This is a genomic window from Streptomyces sp. NPDC031554 (assembly GCF_055580685.1).
In genome coordinates, this window is sequence record NZ_JBVIKX010000010.1 from 75170 (window position 1) to 99320 (window position 24151).

The following is a 24151-nucleotide window of genomic DNA, read 5'->3' on the forward strand; positions in this document are numbered from 1 at the left end:
CCGGCATCGCGCGTGCCCGGCGGCACGGTCGTCATGCGGGTCGGGTCGTCACGTCAGGTCGCGCGGGGCCGGCCGTCGCCCGGCCGGCCGTCCTCCGGGGAGGTGGTCAGATAGTCGTAGGTGCCGGTGATCTCCAACAGGCGCCGCAGTGCCGGTCCTATGTTGTCCAGGTGGAAACGGAGGCCGTCCTGACGGGCGGAACGGTGGATCTGCAGCAGGGTCGCCAGCCCCATGGAGTCGACCGTCTCCAGGCCCCGGCAGTCCAGGCGCAGATCCTCGACGTCCTCACCGTCCAGGAGAGCCAGTCTCACCTGGTGGAGCACGTCGCCGCTGGTGTCGTAGTCCAGGTCCCCCTCGAGGGCCAGGCGTACGGTGCGGCGGCCGCTCGGGGACGGGGTCTCCACGGGGTCCGCGTCGGGCGAGGTAGTCACAGAATTCGTCCAGCGTCTCGGGGTCAGGGACAGGGTGCGAGCGCGGCTCGTCCGGCATCGATGAAACGGCGGGCGCGGGGGAAGTCGCGCAGTTGCTCCTCCAGCAGGTCCAGGCCGGGCACGAGGGAGCGCGCGGGCACGCCCCGGGCGGTGAGGAGGTCGGCCGTCCAGGTCAGGAAATCGGTGAAGATCTCAGGGGCGTCGACGTACAGGGCGGCGGTCAGGAAGTCGACGATGTGGGCGAGGTCCTCCGCTGTCCGTTCCCGCTGCGCCTCGGTGTAGGCACTCATGGGAGGAAAACGCTGTTCGAGGGAGTGGAAGATCTCGCGGACCAGGCGGGTGGAGGCGCCCGCCACCATCGTGTACTCCTGGTCGCCCAGGTGCGGCAGGTCGTCGATCGCCTGGTGGGCGGCCGCCGGCCGGGCCAGGAGACCGGAGGTGAGCCGGTCGGCGGCGGCCCGCGCGTCGGGCTCCCACGCGTCGGCGCCCAGCAGACGGGCGTACCGGCCGTCGGCACCGAAGGCGAGACCGCCGGCCATGACCGGGGTACCAGTGGCCTGGACGGCGGTGATCGCCGTGTGGGCGAGGGGCAGCCGCGTGGGCAGGGAACTGGACAGGCACACCGCGTCCGGTCCGGTGCGGTGGACGTGGCCGATCAGATGGGCGGTGGGCACCTGCGCGCCGAGGTAGTCCACCCGGCAGCCGCGGAGCCGCAGCGTCTCCGCCACCAGGCGGGCGGGCAGCGCGTGCCATTCCTGGTCCACGCAGGCGACGGTGACGCGACAGCCGGGCGCGGAGGGCCGGACGATGGGCAGGACGGCGATGACCCGCTCGTTGATGGCGGTGGCGACGTGCTCGTCCGCCACGCTCATGCGGCCGGCCGCCCACTCCCCGCCGACCTTGCGCTGGACGGACCCGATGACGTCCAGCAGGACCGCCTCGGGCTCCAGTCCGGCGCGCAGGGCTTCGGTGACGACGTCGACGGCCGCGTACTCGTCCCCCGCCCGGACGGCCGCCCAGAGCCCGTCCGCCCAGCGGGGGGCCTGCTCGCCGTCGTGGGGTGAGGTGCGGCCGGCGTCGACGCCGGGCGGGCGCGAGCCCTGGTGGGTGTCGGTGAGGTGGCCGGTCATGCGGTGTACCTGCCCCGGGTCGTCCCGTCCACGGCACTGAGGTGGGTGCCACGTGGGGCGGTGATGGCCATGAGGGCGATGTCGTCGTGGCGTCCGCCGCCGATCCACTGGGAGGCGACCATCTGGATGCGCTCGACGACGGCCTCGGCGGGCATGCCGGCGCACTCCCGGGCGGCACGCCGCAGGCGCTGCTCGCCGAACATGGTGTCGCCGAGGGGGCCGCCCCTGGCTTCGGTGACGCCGTCGGTGAACATCAGGCACGTCTCCCCCGGGGCGAGTCTGACGCTCGCGGTCCGGGAGGTGATGGCCGGCATGACGCCGATCAGGGTCCCCCGGGTGTCGGCCTCCTCGACCGTTCCGTCGCCGCGCACGATCAGCGGTGTGGGATGGCCGGCCGAGGTCAGGCGCAGCACCACGTCGCCCTTCTCGCGGCGTACGGACGCCAGCACCAGGGTGGCGAAGCGGGTGTGGTGGCTGTTGCGCATGGCGTTGTTCAGCAGGCGCAGCATCTTGTCGTGGTCGTCGGCCATGGGCAGCAGGGCGTGCAGCGTGTTGCGGATCTTCCCGGTGAGCACGGCGGCCTCCAGGCCCTTGCCGGCCACGTCCCCGAGCACGGCGAGCGTCTCGGGGGAGTCGTCGGTCGGCGGGTGGACGTCGTAGAAGTCGCCGCCCACGCGCTCGGAGTCCTTGCTGGGCCGGTAGCCCCCGGCGAACTCGACGCCCTGGATCTGCCGCAGGGTGGGCGGCAGGAGTTCCCGCATGAGCGTGTCGGAGATCGAGTTCTGCTCCGCGTAGAGACGGGCGGCCGACATCGCCGCGCCGGCCCGGGCGGCGAACAGCCCGGCGAGCGCCTCCTCCGCGTCGGTGAAGGCGGCCTTGTGACTACGGCGCAGCAGGACCAGCGCGCCAGCCGGCACACCGTGGCCCGGAAGCGGCGTGATGACCAGCGAACCCACCTCGCCGAATCCCTCGGGGACGAGCCACTGCGGTGCCGCGGCGGGGTCTATCCACCGTGAGGGCACCGGCGGGAAGCCGCGCAGCGCCTCGGCCAGGCCCGGCACGGTGTCCGGCGCCCCGGCGGCCGTGACGTGGGTCACCTCGCCCCTGTGGTCGCAGACGACCAGGGGCAGCTTCTTGGCGACGGTGGGGGCGACGACCAGCGCGGCGTCCGCCAGGTGCTCGGTGGCCAGGCGGGCGGTGACCTCCATGCAGCGGCTCACGTTCAGCGAGGCGAGCAGAGCGCTGGAGGCCTCGGTGAGGAACCGGGTGCGTCCGCGCTCCGCCTCCAGTTCCTCGACCACCGACCGGTGGGCGGTCTCGTCCACGAACCACCACGCGGTGTTGCCGTCGGGCAGGGCGGACGGGTGGGCGGAGAAGAAGCGGTCGTCCACCGTGCCGCTGACGGGTTCCGGACGGAGAAGGCCGTCGGTGGCGGCCAGCCAGGGGGGCGAGGACAGGTTCCGCCCGGTCCGGGCCGCGGGCAGGAGGTCGGAGGCGGCGCCGTTGAGTTCCACGACGTGTCCGTCCGGGGCCAGGACGATGACGGGATGGGGGGCGGTGGCAGCGCTCAGCGCGCTGGCGCCACCGGTGCTGGGGGCGTCCGGGAAGGAAGTCATGCCGCGGGGCCCCTGCGCGTGGACCCTCACCTCACTCGGCGAAGAAGACAGTTGTCGGAGAACAACAATCGCGCAGGTGGGTGTCTGGTGCAACCATGAGTCCCCGGATCGGCGCGACGCCGCGCCCCCTCGCCCCGCGAACACCCCGGAAACACAGGGGCTGCCGCACTTTCCGCACCTGCCCGAGAGCCGCGAACCTTCACACTTCGTTCACGCGCGAACTCCGGGGCGCGCCACCCGGGCGGCCTGGCGTCCGGGCCGGGGAGCCACTCCGAGACTACCCCTGGAGCCACGGGCGGACGACCTCCGGACGCCGGGGCGAACGGTCGGCCGCCGCCCGGACGCGGCGGAACGCAGGCCGGGCGAGCTGCCGCCGCCGCAGGCCGGGCGAGGCGCCGCCGTCGCGCGCCGGCCAGGAGCCGCACACGCTCTTGGCATATGCACACACATTCGTCTGCGATCGCACACATCAGCGGTCGCTTGCTCCTCGGTTCCTCGGGTACTGCGTTTGAATGAGCATGGGTGTTCACAGTGCCTCAGGCTTACCGAAAGCGACTGATCAGTGACGCATCTCGACGGTCCCGGCGAGGATCACACCGACGGACCCCCCGACGGGCCGGAGGGGATGGCCCTCGAGATCGCCGATGCCGTGGAGAACCTGACGAGTCTGTGGTCCGCCGCCGCGCACGACGCGACGCTGCGGCTGTCACCTCACCAGTTGCGGGCGCTGCGCGCGCTGCAGGACTCGCCGGGCCTCAATCTCACGGCCCTGGCGGAGTGTCTGGACATCGGGCTGCCCACGGCCAGCCGGCTGTGCGACCGTCTCGAGGCGGCCGGCCTGCTCGACCGCTCGTTCCATCCGCGCAGACGCCGTGAGGTCCAGCTGATGCTGACCGCGGCCGGCCAGGAGGTGCTCGGGGAGGTCGCCGGGCGGCGTGCCCAGGCTCTCGCCGTCGCTCTGGGGGTGATGGACCCCGTCGACAGGGACGCGTTGCGCCGTGGGCTGATGGGGTTCCTCAGGACGGGGAGAACCGGACCGTCACGGTCTCCCGGCTCCGGGTGAGGGAGGCCGGGGCGCCGGTGGTGTCCGCCGCGCCGTCTCCTCCGTACGGCCGTGCCAGTCCAGGCAGACGACCGCGGCGTCGGCCGCGAGGGCCCTGCTGCCGAAGTGCTCGATCAGGCCGGAGACCATGGCCCGCGCCGCCTCGTGCGGGGACTCCCGTCGTGTGGCACCGAGGATCTGCCGTAGCGCGCGGTCCCCGAACGATCCGCCTTCGGCGTCGCGGGCGCCGTGCACGCCGGTGCTCAGCACGATGAGCCGGTCGCCGGGTTCCACCGTGAAGGTCTGCTCCTCGTAGGGGGTCTCCTCGAGCATGCCCAGCGGCAGCTGCGCCTCCAGTTCGACCCGCTCGGTCGTGTCGCCGCGCTGGCGGTAGAGCTGCGGCGAGCCGGCGTCGACGGCGTGCACGAGGCCGGAGTCCAGATCGAACCGCAGCAGCAGGGTCGAGGAGTACATCTTGCCGCGGTACTGGGCGAAGAGTGCCTGGTCGGCGAGGCAGGCCTGGTCGGCGAGGCCGATCCCGGCCCGGCGCGCGTTGCGCAGGGCCCCGACGGTGAGGCTCGTGAGCAGCGAGGCGTCGATGCCCTGGCCCATGCCGTCGGTGACGCTGAGGACGAGGTGGTCGGCGCCGGTCGACCAGTCGAAGTTGTCGCCGCCGACGCTGTAGGCGGGCTCCAGGTGGGCTCCGATGACGTACTCCTGGCGGGCGCAGCCCCGGCCGGGAAGAAGCTGCCACTGCATCTCGGCGGCGAGGGTGAGACGCCGGGTGCGGCGGGCCTGGAGGTAGAGGTCGGTGTCCCGGTCGGCGGCGGCGACCTCGTGGGCCAGCGCGGTGGCGAAGTCGGTGAGCTGGAGCACCGTCGCGGGGTCCGCCGTGCCGTGGGGCAGACGGACGGACAGGATGCCGAGCCGGTCACCGCGCATGGTCATGGGCAGATGGACGAGGTGGGCGGGGGCCGGGTCGTCGGTGACCTCGACGACCGGGGCCTGGCTGAGGAAGGCCCGTCCGACGGGGCCCTCGTGGGCGGGGACGGGATCGCCGGTGTGCGGCAGGTCGGTGACCGGCTGGAGAACGCTCAGCCCGTAGTCGGCCAGGAGGAGGGTCACCTGCTCGGCGCCGACGCGGTCGGCGAGCAGACCTCGGGCCGTGGCGACCAGCGCGTGGGGCGGGGCGGCCCGCAGCCGGCTCTCCGCCGACGGGACCGGTTCCGAAGTGTTCAAGGCGTCCACCCTTTCCCCTGCCCCCTCGATCTCCCCACGTTATCCCCGTGGTCCCCCTGCCCGGGCGCTTCCGGACGAACGACGGTGCTCGGGGGCGACGGTGCTCGGGAACGACGGTTCGACCCGGCCGCTCCGGCAGAGCCGCTCGGAGGCGACCGCTCGGGCGCGGCCCGTCCGTCCGTGGTCCGAAGGGCCGGGGCGGCGCTCCGCCGGCCGTCCCGCAGGAGGCCGGCTCGACGGCCGCGGGCGTCGTGTCGCGCGTCGCGCCGGCCCGTGCGGCCGCTCTCGCCCCGTCGGGTCGTCCCGAAGCGGGCCGGGGCGAGGGCGGCCCGGAGACCCGGGCGCTGACGGTGACGGTGCCGCCGTGGCCCGGCCGGCTGTCGACGGCGAACTCCTGCACCAGCGGTCCGGCCCCGTTCGGTCCCGGGCCGAGGCCGCCTCGGGAGGTGCAGCCGTCGGTCGTGGCCCGGTCGAGGTCGTCGATGCCCGGCCCCGTGCCGACGGAGGTCAGCCGGAGACCGCGGAACGCCCCGCGGTCCACGGTGGCGATCTCCCTCCGTCCGCCGCCGCCGTGGACCAGGGTGTCGCGGGCCGGCTCGCCGGCCGCGGTGAGCGGCTCGGCCGGGGCACCAGGGCGAACCCGCGTTCGGGCGCGGCCCGCCGCACCTGTCGCCGCTCCCGGATCGGGCCGGCGTCCGACGCGAGAGGACGATCAGCCGATACGTGCCGTGCGACGAAGACCGGCGGGCGGGACGAGGCGCGGACAACGCCTCGTCGTCCGCGTCGGGCGAAGGCGCCCAGCGGCCCTCACGGCTGTCGGCCGCGCCAGTCGAGGCAGACCACCAGGGCGTCGTCACTCGGGATCGCGTCGCCCCGGTGGCCCGTCAGTTCGCGCAGGACGGCCCGCGGCACCTCGGCGGCGGGGAGCAGCCGGGTGGACAGGATGGCCCGGGCCAGCGCGGCGTCGCCGTAGGTCTCGCCGCCCGGGGAGGCGACCGCGTAGACCCCGTCGCTGACGAAGACGAGACGGTCGCCCGGCTCGACCTCGAACTCCTGGGGCACGTAGTCCGTCTCCTCGAACATGCCGAGCGGCAACTGGGCCTCGAAGGTGACCCGTTCCACCTTGCCGTTGCGCAGGCGCAGCATCTGCGGGGAGCCGGCGTCCACCACCTGGACCCGTCCGCCCACGAGATCGAATTCGAACATGAGGACGGAGAGATAGCGGTGTCCCCGGTAGTGGGCGTAGACCGCCTGGTCGGCGAGTGCCGCCTGGTCGGCGAGCGAGAGGCCCGCCCGTCGGGCGTTGCGCAGCGCGTTGACGGCCAGGTTCGTCAGCAAGGAGGCCTCTATGCCCTCGCCCATGCCGTTGGAGAGGTAGAGCATCAGCCGGTCGGCGGTCGACGACCAGTCGAAGTTGTCGCCGAAGATCGCGTACGCGGGCTCCAGCTGGGCTCCCAGCTCGAACTCCGGGCGGGCGCAGGAACGGCCCGGCAGCAACTGCCACTGCATCTCCGCGGCCAGGGTCAGCCGGTCCTTGCGCCGCGCCTGGAGGTAGAGGTCCGTGTCCCGTTCCGCCACGACCACCTCGTGCCCGAGGACCTCCGCGATCTCCGCCAGTTCCCGGAGGCTGTCGCGCGCGTGATCGCCGCCCGGCAGGGTCACCGACAGGACACCGAGGCGGTCCCCCCTGACCGTGACGGGCAGGTGCACGCACACCATGCCGTCCGGGACCCCCTCGACGAAGGCCTCCTGGGCCCCGAAGGCACGGCCGGCCGGACCGTGGTGCACCGGTACCGACTCCTGGCCCTGCGACGGCCCGGACACCGGTTGCAGCACGGTCAGGCCGTAGTCGGCCATGAAGAGTTCGACGGATTCCGCCGCGTAGTGCTCGGTGAGAACGCGCCGGACCGCCTCGAGCAGCTTGTCCGGTGCCGCCGCGCGCAGAGCGCGCTCCGCGGTCACGAATCTCTTCACGTGGAGAAGTACACCAATCTTTGTCGGATGGAGCGGGCCTCGCCCACCTGACGGGTACCCACCGTGGCACAGCCGTGCCCGTGGCGGTTCCCTCTCTGGCCGGCTCGATCGCCTAGTACGCTGACGGCTGTCCCGGTGCCTACGAGAGCGTGACTGTGACTTCCTTCCGCCCCCACCCAGAGCCAGACGGGGTCGCGCGCGTGACCTCCACGGCTGCGGAGCTGCTGGAAGTCCTGTGGGGCAGGGCCTCGACGGCACCCGTGTCGGCGTCGCAACTGCGCGTCCTGCTCATTCTGGAGCATCACGAGGGCATCAACCTGCGCACCCTCGCCGACGGTCTCGCCTCCACGCCGCCGTCGGCCAGCAGGCTGTGCGACCGCCTCCAGGCGGCCGGCTTCGTGGAGCGGACGGTGAGCCCGAGCGACAGGCGCGAAGTGCGCCTGTACCTCAGCGGCCGGGGCACCGCGTTCCTCTCCGATCTGCGGGCGCGCAGGGAGAAGGTGCTGCGGGCGGTGCTCGACCAGATGTCCCCCGCGCACCGCACCGCGCTGCTGCTGGGGCTCGAGGCGTTCTGCGACGCGGCGGCGGTGCAGATACACGACGACACCCAGGACGTCGACACCCGGACCGCCTGAGCGACCCACCGCGACGTCGGTCGCGCCACCCGCCCGGCACCGGTCGACAGCGAGCGGAGCGGTCCCCGCCCACTGGAACATCCCCGGATCCCTCCTGCCCGCGTCCCGTTCCACTCTCTTGCCTCATGGCTATAGTTGTCAAATGGCAACTGTCCGCGTCCGCCGGCCTCCCGGACGGGGACGCCCGCGCCCCTGATCCCGATGCCGGTGGAAGATCCCGGCCGCGGCCGGGCCGAGACGTACGGACCCCTCACGTCCCGCCCGTCGGCACCGGCTGCCGACGGGCGGGGGTGCTCTCCCCGCCCCGGATCCGGGGCGGAAGAAAAACGGCGGGAAGTGAAACCGGGGCGCCACGGGCGGCGGAATGCGTCCTCACAGATTCGAGACGAACTCGAACGAAGGGAAGAGCCGCCATGACCGCACGTGTTGCAGGTGCCGCCCTCGCCGTCGGCGCCGTCGTCACCCTGTCCGCCGCCGCTCCCGCACTCGCCCAGCCGCAGGCCGCGGGCGACCAGGCCACCGTGTCCGTGCTCCACGCGGTACCCGGCCTGACAGTCGACGTCTACGCCGGGGACAAGGAGCTGATCCCCGACTTCAAGCCCGGAACGCTCACCGATCCGATGAAGCTGGACGCCGGCTCCTACGACGTCAAGATCTTCAAGGACGGCGAGGGGCCGGACGGCACTCCGGCCGTCGAGAAGACGGTCGACGTGCCCGCCGGCGCGAACGCCACCCTGGTCGCCCACCTGACCGCCGACGGCGCGCCCGCGCTGGACGCGTTCGTCAACGACACCTCCAAGGTGCCGGCCGGCCAGGCCCGGCTGACCGTCCGCCATGTCGCGGCCGCCCCCGCGGTCGACGTCCGGGCCGGCGGGACTCCGGTGTTCAAGGGTCTGGAGAACCCCGAGGAGGCCGAGGGCGAGGTCCCGGCCGGCACCGTGTCCGCCGACGTGGTCCTGGCCGGCACCGACACGGTGGCGATCGGACCGGCCGAGCTGAACCTGGCCGAGGGGACCAGCACCGTCGTCTACGCCTGGGGCAGCGCCCAGGACAAGAACCTGGCGCTCAAGACCCAGACGCTGACAGGCATGCACTCCGCCCCGGGCGGCGTCCCGGCCGGCGGGAGCGGTCAGGCCGCCGCGCACAACGAGGGTCTGCCGCTCGGCGCCCTGTCCCTGGGCGCCGTCTCCGCGCTGGCGGCGGCCGGGCTGCTGGTCAGGCTGCGCTCCGCGGCCCGATAGGCGCGCCGGACACAGCCCTCGTCACCACAACGGGTGCCGCCGCCGGGCGGCACCCCGCAATCCTCGTGCAGGGAGGACTTCTCCATGGGCAAGCGGTCGTCACGGCGGCCCGTCCTCATCGGGCTGGTGTGCGCGCCGGCGGGGCTCGTCGTCTCCGCCGTCCTGCTCGCCGGCTCCTGGCCGGGAGACCGGGCCCCCGCCGCCGACGACTTCGGTGCGACACCGGTCACCGGCACCGCGACGACCGGCCCGGCACGGGACCCGGTCGCCGCGACGGCCGCCGGCGGGCGGGCGTCCGGCGCTCCCGCCCCGGCCACCGGGCCGGTCGCCGAGCCGACGTCCCTGGCCCTGCCCCGGCTCGGCGTCCGCGCTCCGGTCGATCCGGTGGGAGTCACGGGAGACGGTCAGGTCGAGGTGCCGGAGGATCCCGGCCGCGTCGGCTGGTACCGCTACTCCCCCGCGCCGGGCTCCCCGCGGGGCTCCGCCGTCGTGGTCGGCCACGTCGACTCCGAGGGGCGCGGCCTGGGCGTCCTCGACGCCCTGAACGACGTCGGACCGGGCGACGAGGTGCTCGTCACGAGCGCGGACGACGAGCGGACCGCGTACCGCGTCACCACGCGTCGTACCGTCGGCAAGCGGGACCTGCCCTCGTCGGACGCGTTCCGCAGGGACGGCCCGGCCGTCCTCACCCTCATCACCTGCGCGGGCCCCTACCTCCCCGACCGCGGCGGGTACCAGAACAATCTGGTGGTCACCGCGGTGGAGGCACCGAAGTGACGTCACGATGGGGCGGGTCCGAGGTCCTGGCCGCCGGTGCGGCGGCCGCGGCGTCCCTGTCCGACGCCCGCCTGGGAGACGGCTTCGCGGCCGGTGAGGAGTCGTGCCTCGGTGAGGCATACCGAAGGTGGGGTGCGCTGGTGTTCACGGTGGCGACACGCAGGCTGGGAGACGCCGAGGAGGCGAAGGACGTCACCCAGCAGGTCTTCGTGGGGGCCTGGCAGGGCCGCAAGGGGTACGACGCCGGGCGCGGGTCCCTCAAGACGTGGATCATGGGCATCGCCCACAAGAAGGTCGCCGACGCCCTCACCAGACGCTCCCGGCACCTGCGGGACGTGGAGGCGATCACCTCGGCGGCGGCGTCGGCCCCGCCCGGACGGCCCGCGGGCCCGGCCGACTCCGTACTGGACCACATCCTGCTGACGAACGAGTTGGACAGGCTTCCCGAACAGCAGCAGACGGTGCTCAGAATGGCGTTCTACGAAGATCTCACCCAGGCACAGATCGCCGAGCGGACCGGTCTCCCGCTCGGCACCGTCAAGAGCCACACCCGGCGCGGACTGATGCGGATGAAGAACCGATTGGAGGTGGACGGTGGAGCACACGGATGACGAAACGCTGGCGCTGATCGCGATCGGGGAGGAGCCGTCCCCTCCCACCGCCGAGCACCTGCTCGAGTGCGGCCGTTGCGCGCGGGAGCTCCGGTCCCTGCGCCACGTGGTCGCGAGCGCCAGGGCGTCCTCGGTGGACGAGCACGACCTGCTCCAGCCGCCGGCCGGCCTGTGGGACTCCATCGCCGCCGAACTCGGCATCGCCGTCCCGCACGGTCACGACACCGAGGCGGACTCGTCCCGCGCCCGCCTGCCGGGGGGTGCGCAGGAAGCGGGGGGTGCGGAGGAGGCAGGGTCGCCGGGGGACGGGGGGAGCGCGGAAGGCGGGGGTGTGACCGCCCCGGACGCGGGCCGTCCCGCGAGCCGTCCCGTGACACGGACGGCGGCGCGGACCGCGACACGGCCGGGAGCGCGGACGACGGCGTGGACCGCGGCGCGGGCGAGGCTCCGCCGGCCGGGGCGCTCCGCCGTGGCCCTGGCCGCGTGCGCCGCGCTCCTCGGCGCGGCCGCGGGGAGCGCCGTCACCTGGTGGACGACGCAGGAGAGGTCCACGAGCGCCCCCTCGGCCGCCCCCGAGCGGCTGGACTCCCTGCGGGCCGACTCGGCCGGCTACGCCCGGCTCAGCGACGGCGGCGGGCACCGCACTCTCGACGTCACGGTCGAGGGTCTCCCCCGGACGTCCGGCTACTTCGAGGTCTGGCTCATGGACCGCACGCACACCAAACTGGTCTCCATGGGCGTCCTGGGCCCCGACGGCCGTGCCGCGCTGCCCGTCCCCGACAACATCGACCTCGACGAGTACTCCGTGGTCGACGTGTCCGTCCAGCCCTACAACGGCAGACCCGACCACTCCGGCGACAGCCTCGTCCGCGGCCCGTTCGCCGGCTGACCGTCCGCTCCCCGCCGACGGGCGCGGGTCCCGTGGCGAGGAGGGGCCCGGCGGCGGGGAGCGGACGGTCACGGATGTCGCATCGTCCGTGCATCGTTCACGCGGGTCCATGCCTCGTTCACGCGAGGTGGTGGAACGTCCCGCTCTCCCGCAGGCAGCGGCCGAGCCGGTGCAGGCCCCGGCGGGCGTGGCTCTTGACGGTGCCCAGCGGCCAGCCGGTCACCTCGGCGATCTGCTTCTGCGTCAGGTCGTCGTAGAACGTCAGGCCGAGGACGCGGCGCTGCGGGGCGGGGAGCCTGGCCAGTTCGTGACCGATGATCACCCGGTCGATCACGGCGTCCGGCTGGGCGTCGGGCTCCGACTCCGTGCCGGGCAGCAACGACTGGGCCGCCGCGCCGAGTTCGGTCCGCCGGGTCCTGGCGGACAGCGCGTCCGCGATCTTGCGACGGGTGATCCCGGTGAGCCAGGCGGCCAGGGTGCCGCGCTCCGGGGCGAACCCGGCACGCCCCCGCCAGGCCGCGAGGAAGACGACCTGGGTGACGTCCTCGGCCTCGCGGGCGTCCCCGAGGGAGCGTCGCGCCAGGGTGTAGACCAGTGGCCCCCACCGCTGGTAGACGGCGGCCACGCCGGCCTCGTCACCCGCCATGAAGCGCGAGACGATCTCCTCGTCGGCCGACGACTCCTCCGAGGGGGCCCGTAGCGGCGCCGGCCGGGAGGTCGGTTCGATGGCCTGCCGTGCAGTCATGGCGATTGCTCCTCGTACGGGAGGGATCGGTTCCGGCTCGGAGGGCCCGGGCCACTGCGCGGCCGCGCGGAGCACAAGACCCCTCGCGGCCGGTCGCAGGAAGCGATTCGACTCGTCCAGGATGCGGAGTCGTATCTCTGTGCGGCAACTTGCATCGTCTCTGCATCGGATCGGTGCGGCGCCGTCGGCGCCGAGGAGGCGGGCACCCCCGGCGGGCCGCTCCCCCCGCCCCGGGCCGGGGCCTGCGAGGGGAGGACGCGCCCATTTCAGGCAGGGCTGTTCCGGGCGACCCGCCCGAGCCGCAGCGCGCGGCGTTCCCCCGGGGTCATCCCGCCCCACATCCCGTCGGACTCCGCGTTGCGCAACGCCCACGCGCCGCAGGCCCCCGCCACGGGACAGCGGCGGCACACCGAGCGGGCCTGCTCGATCTGTCGCCGCCACAGGCCGTCCTCGCGGACGGGGAAGAAGAGTTCGGGGTCCTCGTCGCGGCAGGCCGCCGAATCGCGCCAGTTCACAGGCCTTCCGCCGTCCCGGCCGCCGCACGGCGGGTGCCGCCGTGGAGCACGGCACGGGCGGTGCCGCAGGGTGAAGACAACATGGGATCCTCCGCCGGTCGTCTGGCCGCCCGTTCTCGGGCATTCCTGTCCCCGGCGTCCGAAGCGCCGCGGGACCCGGCAGGGGTACGTAGGAATATAGACTTTTCGGTTCTTTTCGGCCACCCTCGTCCCGTCCGGGCCTCCGGCCGCCCGGGGCGCCCGCGGCGGCGCCCCGGAGCACGGCACCCGTGACCGCGCCCGTGCCCGCGCGGGGTTCATGCGGCGACGATCGCCGGTGCCGGGCCGTCCGCATCAGACGAAGGCGCTCTGCCCGGTGATGGCCTTGCCCACGATCAGCGTGTTCATCTCCCTGGTGCCCTCGAAGGAGTAGATGGCCTCCGCGTCCGCGAAGAAGCGCGCGACGTCGTACTCCAGGACGATGCCGTTCCCCCCGAACATCTCCCGGGCCCAGGCCACCACTTCACGCATCCGGGCGGTGACGTGCGCCTTCGCCAGCGACGAGTGCTCGTCGCGGAACACCCCCGCGTCCTGGAGCCGGGCCAGCTGGAGCAGCATGCCCCAGCTCGAGGTGATGTTGCCGAGGCTCTTGACCAGGAGGTCCTGGACGAGCTGGAAACCCGCGAGCGGACGGCCGAACTGCTGCCGCTCGGTGGCGTAGCGCAGGGCGAGTTCGTAGGCGCCGATCATGACGCCGAGGGCCTGCCAGGCGACGCCGCTGCGCGTGGCGCGCAGGGTCTCGGCGACGTCGCGGAAGGAGGACGCGTTCTGCAGCCGGTCGGACTCCGGGACGCGGACGCCCTCGAGGGTGACGTCGGCGTTCTCCACGATGCGCAGCGACGTCTTGTGGGCGATCTTCTCGACCTTGAGTCCGGGTGTGCCGCCGTCCACGACGAACCCCTTGACCTGGTCGTCGTCGACGTCGCGGGCCCAGACGACGATGTGGTCGGCGAAGGTGGCGTTGCCGATCCAGCGCTTGGCGCCGTCGAGCACCCAGTCGTCGCCCTCGCGCCGGGCGGTGGTGTGCATGCCGGCCGCGATGTCGGAGCCGTCGAGCGGTTCCGTGAGGGCGAACGCCCCGACGGTGTCCATCCTCGCCATGCCGGGCAGCCAGCGGTCGCGCTGGGCCTGGTCGCCCCCGGTGTGGATGGCGTGCATGGCGAGCCCGTTGTGGACTCCGAAGAAGGTGGCGACCGAGGCGTCGACCCGGCTCATCTCCATCGCCATCATCCCGGTCAGCAGATGGCTGGCGGCGGGGCGGTCGTCGCCGTACCCCGCGTAGGGCAGGCCGACCAGTCCGCTCTCGCGGAAACGGGCGATCAGCTCCCTGGGGAAGGAGCCCTCGGCCCACTGGTCGGCCACCAGCGGCTGGACCTCGTCGCGCATGAACGCCCTCGTCCTGAGGAGCACTTCGCGCTCGTCCTCGCTCAGGGCGGCCCCGAAGTCGTAGAAGTCGGCCGCGTCGTGCTGTTCCGTGAGTGAAGTCATGGGGTCCTTCCTCGAAGTCGTGGGGCCCTTGTTCCACGATCACGCCGGGCAATGCACGCCGGGGACGGCGGTGCATCCGCGAGCGGCCCTTCCGGCGAAGAACGTGCAGGTCCCCCGAGGTGGCGGGATTCCGAAGCAACCGAGACGAGGCAGGTGCCCGTTGCCGTCCCCCGTGTCCTCGCCGTCCGGCCACGACGTCCCCGAGCGCGCGGTGCCGTGCCGCGCGACCGCGCGGAACCGGTGATGGGCCCCGACGCGCGGGGGGCCGCGCAGGCGCCCGACGCCGGGATCACCACCGGTCTCCTGGCGCGCAGGCTCGGGGTCTCGCCCACCACCCTGCGCAGCTGGGACCGGCGGTACGGCCTCGGACCGGCCGTGCGCGACGAGGGCAGGCACCGCCGCTGGACGCCGGAGGACGTCGCCACGGTCCAGGAGATGTGCCGGCTGACCGCGAGCGGCGTCCCCCCGGCGGAGGCCGCGCGGATCGCGAGACAGGGTCCGTCCGCCGGAGCACCGCTCGGGACCGCCCTCCCCGCGTCTCCCGCGGCGGACCCGCCGCGGGAGACGGAGCGGCCGGCCGCCGTGCCGGCCCCTCCCGCGGCGCACCACGAGGGCGGAGCGCCGTCCGGGCATCCCCGGCAGGCGTGCGTGGGGCTCGCGCGCGCCGCGGTGCGCCTGGACGCCGCGGCCGTCCAGGAACGCCTCACCGACGCCGTCGGCACCTACGGGCTGGTCGGCGCCTGGGAGAAGGTCATGGTTCCCTCGCTCCGGGCGGTCGGCCGCCGGTGGGAATCCTCGGGCGACCGCTACATCGAGGTCGAGCACCTGCTGTCCTGGCACATCTCGGCCACGCTGCGGCACGTCTACGTCACCTCGACCCTGCGGCACGCTCCGCACGGCACGCCGCCCGTGCTGCTCGCCTGCCTGCCCGGCGAGCAGCACACGCTGCCGATCGAGGCGCTCAGCGCGGCCCTGGCCGAACGGGGCGTTCCCGCCCTGGTGCTGGGCGCCGCCGTGCCCAGCGAAACGGTCGTGGCCGCGGTGCAGCGCGTGGGCCCCGTGGCGGTGGCCCTCTGGTCGCAGTCGCGGTCCACGGCGAGCCTTCCGCTGGCCCGCCACATCGCGGCGACGCGCTGGGGGGTGCGCGGCGCCCGCACACAGAGCCTGGTCATGCTCTGCGGGCCCGGCTGGAGCAGGCCGGCCGAGCCCGGTCTGACGTGTCCGGCCGGACTGGGCACGGCGGTCCGGATGCTCAGCTCGGCGGGGTCCGCCGGAGGGGCACGGCCCCGGCCGGCCGACACCGTCCGCGACGTCCACGGCAGCGGGCCGTCCCGGCCCTCCGAGCCGTAGCGTACGTTCGTACACTGCGAGTGTACGATCGTACGCATGACGACGGACCACTTCGCGGACGACCCCCGCAGCAACCTCGAGCGCATGCTCGCGGGCGACCTCTACATCGCCGACGACCCGGAGATCGCGCGCCGCCAGCAGCAGGCCGTACGCCTGGCCACCCGCTACCAGGCCGCCTACGCCGAGGACGCCGACGCCGCCCGGCCGCTGCTCGCCGAACTCCTCGGCACCCTGGGCGAAGAGGCGCACGTGCGGCCGCCGCTCCACGTCGACTACGGCAGCAACATCACGATCGGCGCGCGCACCTTCGTCAACTACAACCTGACCGCGCTGGACGTCGCGGACATCACCATCGGCGAGGACTGCCAGATCGGCCCCAACGTCCAACTGCTCACCCCCACGCACCCCCTGGAGCCGCAGCCCCGGCGGGACAAGCTGGAGGCGGCGCGGCCGATCACCATCGGCGACAACGTCTGGCTCGGCGGCGGCGTCATCGTCCTGCCCGGCGTGACCATCGGTGACAACTCCGTCGTCGGCGCGGGCGCCGTCGTCACCAAGGACCTGCCCGCGAACGTGGTGGCGGTCGGCAATCCGGCCCGGCCGGTGCGGAACCTGTGAGTCCGCCGCCATGGCCACCGGACACGTCGACCCCCTGCGCCGCGCGCGCATCCTGGCCGCCGCCCTCGACCTCATCGCCGACGAGGGTGTCGCGGGTGTCTCCCACCGGAAGATCGCCGCACGTGCCGGTGTCCCCCTGGGGTCGATGACCTATCACTTCAGCGGCATGGACGAGCTGCTCCGCGAGGCGTTCCGGCACTTCTCCGACCACGTCGTGGCGCTGTTCGACGCGTATCTGGCGCCTCCGGCCGACCGCGACCAGGCCAGGGCGGCGGTGACCGACCTCGTCCACGCGCTGTCCGAGGAAAGTCCGCGCGACCTCGTCCTCGCCCAGGAGCTCTACACCCTCGCCGCACGCCGTCCGGCCTACCGGGAACTCACCCAGGAGTGGATGGCGGGCAGCCGCACCCACCTGGAGAAGCACTTCGACCCCGGTACGGCCCGCCAGCTGGACGCCCTCATCGAGGGCCTGATCCTGCACCGTGCCCTGGCCCGGGAACCCCACGACCGCGCCCTCACCCTGGAGGCCGTCACCCGCATCACCACCGTCGGCCGGGGGGACCCCTAGATCACGTCCGGCGCTCCCGCCGGGTCGCGTGCCGCGGCCGGAGGTAGACCTCGTCGACGAAGCACCAGGCCCATTCGTCGCCGCCTCCGACGCCCCGTATCAACGGGTGTCCACTGGACTCGAAGTGAGCGGTGGCATGGCCGTGGCGCGAGCTGTCGCAGCAGCCGACGTGGCCGCAGGTGAGGCACACCCGCAGGCCGACCCAGTCGTGTCCGAGGGCCGCGCACCGCAGACACACCTCACTGCGCGGGGCGTGCTCCCGCTCCAGCGTCCCGATGTGGGCGCAGCCGCGTCCCTCCGGCCGACCGCCGTCGGGAAGCGGTGTCCACCTCGTCATGCCGTCCCTCCTTCGCCGGCGTTCCCCACCACTCCCCCTTCGGCCGTCGCGGGCCCGCCGGATGCGGCCCGCGCCGCGAACGCTTGGGGACCGGGCGCGCGGGCCGGTGGCCGGTTCCGCTCCGGGTGCGGCGGTCGGGCGTGCGGAACCGCACCCCCTTCGGGACCCGCCGCATTATCGTTGCGGTCATGATCTCCCAGCCGTCAGTGCGGCCCGACGTCTTCCAGGCACCCCTGCGCGAGCAGTTCGAGACGTTCCTCGACGAGCATCGATCGGCGCTGCACGACAGTCTGAACGGACTGACCGAGGAACAGGCGCGCAGGTCGCTGGTCCCGTCCAGGACCACGCTGCTGGGCCTGGTCAAGCACGCCACGTTCGTCGAGAAGGTCTGGTTCGACGAGGCCGTCAGCTGCCGGTCACGTGCCGAGATCGGCATTCCCGACTCCCCCGACGAGTCGTTCGAACTCCACGAGGACGACACGGTCGCCTCGGTCCAGCACGCCCACCGGCAGGCCTGCGCGGCGTCCCGCCGGGCGACCGCGGACCTGGGCCTGGACGACCTCGTGCCGGGCAACCGCCGGGGCCCGCTGCCGCTGCGGTGGGTCTACCTGCACACGCTGCGCGAACTGGCCCAGCACTGCGGCCACGCGGACATTCTCCGCGAGCAGGTCCTCGCCGGTACGACGCACTCCGGCTGAGACCGGGGCCGTCGCCGCGGCCCACGGCCGGGCGCGGGAGGGCGGGCGGCCCGGCGGGCGGCACGGGGCTGCCGTTCAGGGGCTGCCGTCCGGGCGGTGGACGCCGAGGTCGCCGTAGGCCGATAGGACTTCTTCCAGGTCACCGGGTCGGTGCCGCAGGACGCTGTCCAGGAAGGCGAGCGTGGCCGCGGCGACGACGCGCGGGCTCCCGGTGCGGCCGAGGGAACCGACCGCCGAGGGCACGGGCGGCAGGTACAGAGGGCCGTCCGTGAAGGTGAGGTGCGCGGCGCCGGGGACGGTGAGCCGGTAGCCGGTCGCGGTGCTGGACCTGAGGGCCTCGGTGAGGCGGGGCAGGTAACGCGGGTCGGTGGCGGAGGTGAGGGCCTGGGTGAGCGCGAGCGTCGGCCGGTGGAGGGAGGGGGAGGCGGGGCCGTGGGGATAGCCGTCCAGATCGACGACGGCGGCGAACCGGCGGTCCTGCCGGGCCGCCCGCAGGGCGGCGGCCCCGCCCATGGAGTGACCGGTGACCGCGGCCCGGCCGGTGTCCAGGCGTCCGGTCAGCGGGTCGGCGGTCTCGCCCCGGTCCAGGCGGTCCAGCCGGGTGAGGACGAAGCTGAGGTCGTCGGCCCGGACAGCCGTCCAGCCGACCGCCAGCTCGGCGTCCTCGTCCCGGTCTCCGGTGGAGGCGATCTCGGAGCGGATCGTCCGGCCGTCGGCGAGGACGACGGCCGCGGAGTCGTAGGGGTGGTCGAGGGCGGCGACCACATAGCCGTGGCTGGCCAGTTCCTCCGCCCAGGCGGTGTTCTGGGTACGCACTCCGCTCGACCCCGGAGAGAACAGCACGACCGGGAACCGTCCGCCCCCACCGGCCACCGGGGCGTCGAAGACCGAACGGGTGCGGGCACGCGGGAGGCCGTCGACCAGGAAGCCGGGCAGGCCGACCTCGCGGGCGAGAGCACCGGAAACGGTGCGCGCCTCGTGCTCCGTGCGTCCGAGGTACCGGGCCCGCTGCGCGCCCGCGGGGCTCTTCCGCGCGGGATACCAGAGCTGGACCACGACCGTGCGCCGGTCGTGCGGATCGGCGGTGAAGCTCTCGGGGCGGCGTGGGTCGGTCCACTGCACCACGCGGGTGCCGACCGCGAAACGGCCCGACGGCTCGGGGAACACGGGTACCGGAAAGGCCCAGGCGGCCACCGGTCCCGTGGCGATCAGGCCGGCGCAGGCCACCGTCCCCGGCAACGCCAGCCACCATCGGGCCCGCCGTGCCGGCCGGCCGGCACGGCGTCGCAGCAGGGGGGACAGGGCGAACGGCGACGCGACGGCGGCACCCGCCAGTACCGGCAGCATCTGCCAGCGGATCCCCACCGCGCCCAGCACGATCGCGGACAGCGCGAGAACCGCCCCCGCCGCGATCGTGACGTGCGGTCGGACGGCGGGGGGAAGCCAGCGCGCCACCACCAGCGCGACGGCGGCCGACAGGAGGAGCAGTTCCGGAGGGGACATGGACGGTCCCGCGATGATCTCGGTCACCCGGCCATCCTCGGGGCGGGGCACGCGGTGCCACATCGGTCCCGGATCGCCCTCGTGCACGACCGGAGTCGCATCCGGGGCAGGGGCCCTGTACGACCGGAGTCGCATCCGGGCCTCTCGCCCGTGCGACCGGGGTCGCAGTCGGGCACGGCGGGTGCACGGCCGCCCTGCGACCGTGGGCGGTGGAGGGACTCCTCCTGCGGTCGTACCTCGGCGCGGTGCCCTCAGACGGTGGGCTCATGTGCTGCGCGGACCCACGGCCTACCGTGACAGGACCGCGGTGCACGCCGGTGCGCGCGAGGGGGCCGGCTCCTCGTGTCCGACCCGGTTCCGGCCGCACGCGGCGGTGGCCCGGCCGGGGCCGCCACGATGCCGAACCGACAGGGACGTGTGATGACCGAGGCGGCCGCAGGACCCGGCGATGCCCACCCGGTGCGCCACCGGGACCGCGTACGGCGGACGAGGACGGCCGCACGGCCGGCGGACCACGCCGGCCCGGCCTCCCCGCGAGCGGTGCGACCGGTGGGAGCCGCCCGGCGCCGGAGCCGCCGGCTGCCGCCCGTGGTGGGGGACTCGCTGTTGCCGGCGCTGCTCCTGCTCAACATCGTGACCACCCGCCCGCCGCGAGAGCTCCCGGTGGCCCTGGCCCTCACCGCCGCCCTCACGCTGCCCCTGGTGTGGCGGCGCAGGGCCCCGCTCACGGTGTTCGGCGCCGTGGCGGCCGCGGCCTTCGTCCAGTGGCTGGCGGACGTCCCGCTGCCGGCGGACGTCGCCCTGCTGGTGGCCCTCCACACGGCGGCCGCGAACTCGGGCTGGCTCGGCACGCTCGTCGCCGGTGCCGTCGTGGAGGCCGGGGCCCTGCTGGCCTGCCTGCGCTGGGCGACCGAAGGCGCGTTCCTGGCCCCCTTCGTCGCGGTGAGCGCAACGGTCGTCGCCGCCGCCGTCCTGGGGGTGAACGCGCGCACCAGTCGCGCCTGCCTGGCGGCCCTGGAGGAACGGGCCGCGCGCCTGGAACACCAGCAGGACCAGCAGGCGCGACTGGCCGTCGCCGAGGAGAGGACCCGTATCACCCGGGAGATGCACGACATCGTCACCCACAACCTGTCCGTCATGGTCGCGCTCACCGACGCCGCCGTCTACGCGCAGCACCGGTCGCCGGAGAGGGCCACCACCGCGATGCTCCAGATCTCCGAGACGGGCCGGCAGGCCCTGACCGACATGCGGCGCTCGTTGGGCGTCCTGCGGACCGACGAACCGGACGCGGAGCGCCACCCGCTGCCCGGCATCGCGCAGCTGGAGTCCCTCGCCGACCAGATGTGCGCGGCCGGGCTGCCGACCCGCGTCGAGGTCCGGGGCGGCCACACCCACATGTCCGCCACCGCGCAGCTGACCGTCTACCGCCTGGTGCAGGAGGCCTTGACCAACGCCCTCAGGCACACGCCCTCAGGCACCCGCGCGGAGGTCCGGATAGGGTGCTCGGCCGAGACCGTCACCGTGGACGTCACCGACAGCGGCCCCTGCCCGCCGGCGCCCGGCACCGCACCGTCCGGCCACGGCATCGCCGGCATGCGCGAGCGCTCGGCCGCCTACGGGGGGACGTTGCGGGCCGGACCGCTCCCGGGCGGCGGCTGGGGAGTCCGTACCCGCCTCTTCCTCGGCGACGGGGCGGCGTCCGCATGACGATCCGCGTCCTCATCGCCGACGACGAGGCGCTGCTGCGCATGGCCTTCAGCACGGTCCTGGAGGTCCAGCCCGACATGGTGCCGGTCGGTGAGGCCGCGGACGGCGTCCAGGCCGTGCGCCTCGCCCGGGAACTGCGCCCCGACGTCGTCCTCATGGACGTCCGGATGCCCGGGACCGACGGGATCGAGGCGACCCGGCAGGTCGTCCGGACCTCCCCGCGGAGCAGAGTGCTGATCCTCACCACCTTCGACCTGGACGAGTACGCCTTCGCCGGACTCGACGCCGGAGCGTCGGGCTTCCTGCCGAAGAACACCAGGCCCGAGGAACTGCTCGCCGCGATACGCGGCGTGGCCGCGGGCGACGCGGTGCTCTCCCCGCGGATCACCCGCCGCCTGCTGGAGGACCTCCGCCCGCACCTCCCCGACGGCGGCGGCGCCGGACCCGACGAGCGGCTGAGCCGGCTCAGCGCCCGTGAGCGCGAGGTGCTCGTCCAGGTGGGCCGCGGCCTGTCCAACGCCGAGATCGCGGCCGGCCTGTACCTCGCCGAGGCGACCGTGAAGTCCCATCTGGGGCGCATCCTGCACAAGCTCGGACTCCGCGACCGGATACAGGCCGTGGTCTTCGCCCACGAGAACCGCCTCGTCCGCCCGGCATGACGCCGCGGCCCGGGGCCGACGGCCCCGGCCCGGCGGCGGCCTCACCTGGGCCTCGGCGCGGCACGACTCGCTGCACGGGCCCCTCGCCTGCCGGTGGCGGCGGCGCGGAGAGGAGTTCACCGTGGCCGTGACCGTTCCCCCCGGCACGACGGCCAAGGTCCGGCTGCCCGGGAGCGAACCCGTTCTCGCCCGCCCCGGCACCCACACGTACACCGTCGCCCTCCCCCGCGGTTGAGGCGGGGTCACGAGGCGGCGGACGGCGGCAACGAACTGACGGAGCGTCAATTCCCTTGTGGGGAAGCCCGGTCGACGGTGCCGGCACGCGCCCGGGTCTGACCGCCGCGAGAGGGGGAAGGCGACCCGGCATGGATGCGGTGGCGATGACGACGACGTACGCGCGGCGCCTGGCCGTGGCGCTGGCGGCCCTCCCCCTCGTGGCGGGGTGCGGCGGCGCGGGACACGACGGGCGCGGCGACGCCCGGACGGCCGGAGGGTGGCCGGTCACCGGCCCCGGTGCGCACCTGGTGATCACCACGGACAACGGGGTGCGTCTGCGGCCCGCGGACGGTGACCGCGTCGTCGTCGAGCGGGGCGTCGGGCACCGCTGGACGCACCGCGACGACACCTGGGTCGTGGACCTGTCGTGCGCCCGGCCGCCCGAGGCGAAGGGTTCGTGCCCGCGCATGCCCGAGGTCGACGTCCCCGCCGGCACGTCCGTCACCGTCACCGCCCGTGACGCCGGCATCGACGTGGCGGGCGTCGACGCCGCCCTGGACCTGACGACCGTCAACGGTGACGTGACGGTGACCGGTTCCGGGAACGGTGAGGGCGCGGGAGGAGAGGAAGAGGCGGCGGTCCGGCTGGCGACCCGGAACGGTTCGGTGCGCGCGGACGCCCTGCGGGCCACGACGCTGCGCGCGGAGACGGTCAACGGCGACGTGGTGCTCCACTGCGCCACCTCGCCGACCGGCGTCGCGGCGGCCACCACCAACGGTTCGGTCCGCGTCGTGGTGCCGCACGACGCGCCCCGCTACCGCGTCACGGCGGCCACCGACAACGGCCGGCCGTCGGTGACCCTCCCCACCGACGGCACACAGGACGACCGCACCATGACCCTGACCACGGTCAACGGCGACGTCGGCGCCGCCCGGGAGTGATGCCCGGTGTTTCCGGTCGGCCCGGCGCGATGGTCAACCGGCCAGTGCCCCGGCCGTTCGGTACACCGAGGACAGGTGGTCCCGCCCTGCTTCGGCAAGGCTCTCCAGCAGCGGAGCCTCCTCCTCCTGCTCGAACTCACGCTGTTCCATGGAGGAGGTGACGCTCGCCTGCGAGGTGAGCGAGTCGAAGTGGCCGGACTCGAGCGCACCGACTCCCGGGCCGCCCAGGTCGAACCGGCCGTCGACGATCCCCGTCACCCGCTGCTGGAAGAACGTGATCGCGCCGATGGTCCGGGGACCCACCGAACCGTCGACGTCGAGGAGGGGGGAAACGCCGTTCCGTCCCCGCCAGTCGTTCAGCATGAGCTGCGCGTAGGCGACGTCCGGTTTCGAGTTGGTTCCACCGCTCCCCACCGGTTGCCGAAGCGGTGGTTCGGCCGCCGAGGCGAGGAGGACCGCGAAAGCGGGAACGACGACGGGCGCGGTGGTCAGGAGGAGGTAGACCAAGGCCGCGACGACAGCTTTGACGAGGAGTTTCTCCAGCAACTCTCCGAGAGCCCTGTCCAGGCAGAGCTTGTACACCACGATTCCGTTGCGCGGCATCTCGGTCGTGAAACGCACCTTGACGGGAACACCGAACCAGGTCCCGTTCCAGACCACTTCGTCCACGGCACCGCTGAAGACGGTGCCCCTGCCGTAGACGAGCCCGTTCGGGGCGCACACCTCGTCCTCGAACCACTGGACCTTCTTGACCGCTTTGGCGAGACCGTCGGCCGAGTCCGGTTTGATCTCGTAGAACTCCCGCCTTCCCGGCTCGGTGGTGATGACGTCCGGTACCGGAAAATGCGGATCGCCCGGTTCCTTGCGGGCCAGACACCGGGCGCGCACGTCCGCGGTGAGGAAGGGGTTGTGCACGTGGAGGTACGCGAGAAGGTGATCACATCGGTGGAATCCCATGCCGACGTCGAAGAAATCGGTCTGGAGCGTGCCCGGCTTGAGGAATTCCTGACAGCCCCCCTTTTCCTTGCAGTAGTGCTTCTTGACGATGATTTCCGCCACGTCTCCGAACAGCGAGGACATCCTGCGCTTCACGCTGTCGGGAGAGTCTCCGTACACCTCGCCGGGTGTGAAACAGATGCTCACGGCCAGCTCCTTCCCGGGTGACCACCCCCTGAGGGAATG

General features: G+C 73.7%; 25 protein-coding genes. 14 read left to right on the forward strand and 11 right to left on the reverse strand.

The genetic code is table 11. From position 1 onward, the window contains the following. Positions 1-53 precede the first annotated feature (53 nt). From ACZ5FU_RS24695 to ACZ5FU_RS24705, 3 genes are read right to left on the reverse strand one after another with little or no spacing between them, the layout of a single operon-like run. Positions 54-431 carry an STAS domain-containing protein gene (locus tag ACZ5FU_RS24695; protein WP_451525767.1) on the reverse strand — a complete coding sequence of 126 codons (378 nt, stop codon included), beginning with the start codon at positions 429-431 and terminating at the stop codon, positions 54-56. A gap of 23 nt (positions 432-454) precedes the next feature. After that, a complete protein-coding gene (locus tag ACZ5FU_RS24700) occupies positions 455-1561 on the reverse strand; it encodes a cobalamin B12-binding domain-containing protein (RefSeq protein WP_469046637.1) in 1107 nt (368 codons plus the stop codon). After that, positions 1558-3177 (reverse strand): PP2C family protein-serine/threonine phosphatase, encoded by a 1620-nt coding sequence (locus ACZ5FU_RS24705; protein ID WP_451525765.1) that lies wholly within the window; start codon positions 3175-3177, stop codon positions 1558-1560. The genes ACZ5FU_RS24700 and ACZ5FU_RS24705 overlap by 4 nt, the downstream gene beginning before the upstream one ends. A 562-nt stretch (positions 3178-3739) precedes the next feature. Here ACZ5FU_RS24705 and ACZ5FU_RS24710 point away from each other — a divergent pair. Next, on the forward strand, positions 3740-4240 hold the full coding sequence (locus ACZ5FU_RS24710; protein ID WP_451525764.1) for a MarR family winged helix-turn-helix transcriptional regulator: 501 nt from the start codon (positions 3740-3742) through the stop codon (positions 4238-4240). Here ACZ5FU_RS24710 and ACZ5FU_RS24715 read toward each other — a convergent pair. Beyond that, complete coding sequence (locus ACZ5FU_RS24715; RefSeq protein WP_451525763.1) at positions 4217-5458, reverse strand: PP2C family protein-serine/threonine phosphatase; 1242 nt, start codon at positions 5456-5458, stop codon at positions 4217-4219. The genes ACZ5FU_RS24710 and ACZ5FU_RS24715 overlap by 24 nt on opposite strands. 807 nt (positions 5459-6265) lie before the next feature. Further along, positions 6266-7432, reverse strand: coding sequence for a PP2C family protein-serine/threonine phosphatase (locus tag ACZ5FU_RS24720; protein ID WP_451525762.1), 1167 nt, complete (start codon positions 7430-7432; stop codon positions 6266-6268). Positions 7433-7581: 149 nt separating this feature from the next. Here ACZ5FU_RS24720 and ACZ5FU_RS24725 point away from each other — a divergent pair, with 149 nt between their 5' ends. The 5 genes from ACZ5FU_RS24725 (at position 7582) to ACZ5FU_RS24745 (ending at position 11585) form a co-directional block, all read left to right on the forward strand. Continuing rightward, on the forward strand, positions 7582-8067 hold the full coding sequence (locus ACZ5FU_RS24725; RefSeq protein ID WP_451525761.1) for a MarR family transcriptional regulator: 486 nt from the start codon (positions 7582-7584) through the stop codon (positions 8065-8067). Positions 8068-8480: 413 nt separating this feature from the next. Then, positions 8481-9308: a DUF4397 domain-containing protein gene (locus tag ACZ5FU_RS24730; protein WP_451525760.1), complete on the forward strand. Its 828-nt coding sequence runs from the start codon at positions 8481-8483 to the stop codon at positions 9306-9308. An 84-nt stretch (positions 9309-9392) separates the two neighbouring features. Beyond that, complete coding sequence (locus tag ACZ5FU_RS24735; RefSeq protein WP_451525759.1) at positions 9393-10085, forward strand: class F sortase; 693 nt, start codon at positions 9393-9395, stop codon at positions 10083-10085. Next, complete coding sequence (locus tag ACZ5FU_RS24740; RefSeq protein ID WP_451525758.1) at positions 10082-10696, forward strand: RNA polymerase sigma factor; 615 nt, start codon at positions 10082-10084, stop codon at positions 10694-10696. Before ACZ5FU_RS24735 ends, ACZ5FU_RS24740 begins: the two co-directional genes overlap by 4 nt. Beyond that, positions 10680-11585, forward strand: a complete 906-nt coding sequence (locus ACZ5FU_RS24745; protein WP_451525757.1) for an anti-sigma factor — start codon at positions 10680-10682, stop codon at positions 11583-11585. Before ACZ5FU_RS24740 ends, ACZ5FU_RS24745 begins: the two co-directional genes overlap by 17 nt. Positions 11586-11703: 118 nt before the next feature. Here the strand turns inward: ACZ5FU_RS24745 and ACZ5FU_RS24750 are convergent, their stop codons facing one another. The 3 genes from ACZ5FU_RS24750 to ACZ5FU_RS24760 form a co-directional block, all read right to left on the reverse strand. Then, complete coding sequence (locus ACZ5FU_RS24750) at positions 11704-12330, reverse strand: RNA polymerase sigma factor (RefSeq protein WP_451779365.1); 627 nt, start codon at positions 12328-12330, stop codon at positions 11704-11706. A 266-nt stretch (positions 12331-12596) separates the two neighbouring features. Further along, positions 12597-12845, reverse strand: coding sequence for a WhiB family transcriptional regulator (locus ACZ5FU_RS24755; protein WP_469046640.1), 249 nt, complete (start codon positions 12843-12845; stop codon positions 12597-12599). Between the two features lie 333 nt (positions 12846-13178). Continuing rightward, positions 13179-14372 (reverse strand): acyl-CoA dehydrogenase family protein, encoded by a 1194-nt coding sequence (locus tag ACZ5FU_RS24760; RefSeq protein ID WP_451525754.1) that lies wholly within the window; start codon positions 14370-14372, stop codon positions 13179-13181. A gap of 243 nt (positions 14373-14615) precedes the next feature. Here ACZ5FU_RS24760 and ACZ5FU_RS24765 point away from each other — a divergent pair, with 243 nt between their 5' ends. The 3 genes from ACZ5FU_RS24765 to ACZ5FU_RS24775 are packed head-to-tail and all read left to right on the forward strand — an operon-like array spanning position 14616 to position 16908. Continuing rightward, positions 14616-15722, forward strand: a complete 1107-nt coding sequence (locus ACZ5FU_RS24765) for a MerR family transcriptional regulator (RefSeq protein ID WP_451525753.1) — start codon at positions 14616-14618, stop codon at positions 15720-15722. A 36-nt stretch (positions 15723-15758) separates the two neighbouring features. Beyond that, positions 15759-16340, forward strand: a complete 582-nt coding sequence (locus ACZ5FU_RS24770; protein ID WP_451525752.1) for a sugar O-acetyltransferase — start codon at positions 15759-15761, stop codon at positions 16338-16340. A gap of 10 nt (positions 16341-16350) precedes the next feature. Next, positions 16351-16908, forward strand: a complete 558-nt coding sequence (locus tag ACZ5FU_RS24775) for a TetR/AcrR family transcriptional regulator (protein ID WP_451525751.1) — start codon at positions 16351-16353, stop codon at positions 16906-16908. A gap of 1 nt (position 16909) precedes the next feature. Here ACZ5FU_RS24775 and ACZ5FU_RS24780 read toward each other — a convergent pair whose 3' ends face one another. Then, positions 16910-17245 (reverse strand): UBP-type zinc finger domain-containing protein, encoded by a 336-nt coding sequence (locus ACZ5FU_RS24780; RefSeq protein WP_451525750.1) that lies wholly within the window; start codon positions 17243-17245, stop codon positions 16910-16912. Between the two features lie 188 nt (positions 17246-17433). Here ACZ5FU_RS24780 and ACZ5FU_RS24785 point away from each other — a divergent pair, with 188 nt between their 5' ends. Continuing rightward, complete coding sequence (locus ACZ5FU_RS24785) at positions 17434-17943, forward strand: DinB family protein (protein WP_451780653.1); 510 nt, start codon at positions 17434-17436, stop codon at positions 17941-17943. 75 nt (positions 17944-18018) lie between these two features. On the opposite strand, the gene ACZ5FU_RS24790 is transcribed toward ACZ5FU_RS24785, so the two are convergent. Next, positions 18019-19509 carry an alpha/beta hydrolase family protein gene (locus ACZ5FU_RS24790; RefSeq protein WP_451780651.1) on the reverse strand — a complete coding sequence of 497 codons (1491 nt, stop codon included), beginning with the start codon at positions 19507-19509 and terminating at the stop codon, positions 18019-18021. Positions 19510-19995: 486 nt separating this feature from the next. On the opposite strand from ACZ5FU_RS24790, the gene ACZ5FU_RS24795 reads away from it, so the two are divergent. The 4 genes from ACZ5FU_RS24795 to ACZ5FU_RS24810 all read left to right on the forward strand — a co-directional run bounded on the left by ACZ5FU_RS24795 (position 19996) and on the right by ACZ5FU_RS24810 (position 22969). Beyond that, on the forward strand, positions 19996-21153 hold the full coding sequence (locus ACZ5FU_RS24795; protein WP_469046642.1) for a sensor histidine kinase: 1158 nt from the start codon (positions 19996-19998) through the stop codon (positions 21151-21153). Further along, entirely contained in the window at positions 21150-21812 is a 663-nt protein-coding gene (locus ACZ5FU_RS24800) for a response regulator (protein WP_451780649.1), read from the forward strand. Before ACZ5FU_RS24795 ends, ACZ5FU_RS24800 begins: the two co-directional genes overlap by 4 nt. Continuing rightward, positions 21721-22047, forward strand: coding sequence for an alpha-L-rhamnosidase C-terminal domain-containing protein (locus ACZ5FU_RS24805; RefSeq protein ID WP_469046718.1), 327 nt, complete (start codon positions 21721-21723; stop codon positions 22045-22047). Before ACZ5FU_RS24800 ends, ACZ5FU_RS24805 begins: the two co-directional genes overlap by 92 nt. 130 nt (positions 22048-22177) lie before the next feature. Beyond that, positions 22178-22969 (forward strand): DUF4097 family beta strand repeat-containing protein, encoded by a 792-nt coding sequence (locus ACZ5FU_RS24810; protein ID WP_468835105.1) that lies wholly within the window; start codon positions 22178-22180, stop codon positions 22967-22969. Between the two features lie 33 nt (positions 22970-23002). Here ACZ5FU_RS24810 and ACZ5FU_RS24815 read toward each other — a convergent pair whose 3' ends face one another. Further along, positions 23003-24112: a peptidoglycan-binding domain-containing protein gene (locus tag ACZ5FU_RS24815; RefSeq protein ID WP_469046644.1), complete on the reverse strand. Its 1110-nt coding sequence runs from the start codon at positions 24110-24112 to the stop codon at positions 23003-23005. Positions 24113-24151 lie beyond the last annotated feature (39 nt).

What these genes read in the sequence shown, in the direction of transcription:
- ACZ5FU_RS24700 (WP_469046637.1), bottom strand. Translation starts at nt 1,561, where the DNA reads ATGACCGGCCACCTCACCGACACCCACCAGGGCTCGCGCCCGCCCGGC.
- ACZ5FU_RS24705 (WP_451525765.1), bottom strand. Translation starts at nt 3,177, where the DNA reads ATGACTTCCTTCCCGGACGCCCCCAGCACCGGTGGCGCCAGCGCGCTG.
- ACZ5FU_RS24730 (WP_451525760.1), top strand. Translation starts at nt 8,481, where the DNA reads ATGACCGCACGTGTTGCAGGTGCCGCCCTCGCCGTCGGCGCCGTCGTC.
- ACZ5FU_RS24735 (WP_451525759.1), top strand. Translation starts at nt 9,393, where the DNA reads ATGGGCAAGCGGTCGTCACGGCGGCCCGTCCTCATCGGGCTGGTGTGC.
- ACZ5FU_RS24750 (WP_451779365.1), bottom strand. Translation starts at nt 12,330, where the DNA reads ATGACTGCACGGCAGGCCATCGAACCGACCTCCCGGCCGGCGCCGCTA.
- ACZ5FU_RS24760 (WP_451525754.1), bottom strand. Translation starts at nt 14,372, where the DNA reads ATGACTTCACTCACGGAACAGCACGACGCGGCCGACTTCTACGACTTC.
- ACZ5FU_RS24765 (WP_451525753.1), top strand. Translation starts at nt 14,616, where the DNA reads ATGGGCCCCGACGCGCGGGGGGCCGCGCAGGCGCCCGACGCCGGGATC.
- ACZ5FU_RS24770 (WP_451525752.1), top strand. Translation starts at nt 15,759, where the DNA reads ATGACGACGGACCACTTCGCGGACGACCCCCGCAGCAACCTCGAGCGC.
- ACZ5FU_RS24775 (WP_451525751.1), top strand. Translation starts at nt 16,351, where the DNA reads ATGGCCACCGGACACGTCGACCCCCTGCGCCGCGCGCGCATCCTGGCC.
- ACZ5FU_RS24780 (WP_451525750.1), bottom strand. Translation starts at nt 17,245, where the DNA reads ATGACGAGGTGGACACCGCTTCCCGACGGCGGTCGGCCGGAGGGACGC.
- ACZ5FU_RS24785 (WP_451780653.1), top strand. Translation starts at nt 17,434, where the DNA reads ATGATCTCCCAGCCGTCAGTGCGGCCCGACGTCTTCCAGGCACCCCTG.
- ACZ5FU_RS24790 (WP_451780651.1), bottom strand. Translation starts at nt 19,509, where the DNA reads ATGTGGCACCGCGTGCCCCGCCCCGAGGATGGCCGGGTGACCGAGATC.
- ACZ5FU_RS24800 (WP_451780649.1), top strand. Translation starts at nt 21,150, where the DNA reads ATGACGATCCGCGTCCTCATCGCCGACGACGAGGCGCTGCTGCGCATG.
- ACZ5FU_RS24810 (WP_468835105.1), top strand. Translation starts at nt 22,178, where the DNA reads ATGGATGCGGTGGCGATGACGACGACGTACGCGCGGCGCCTGGCCGTG.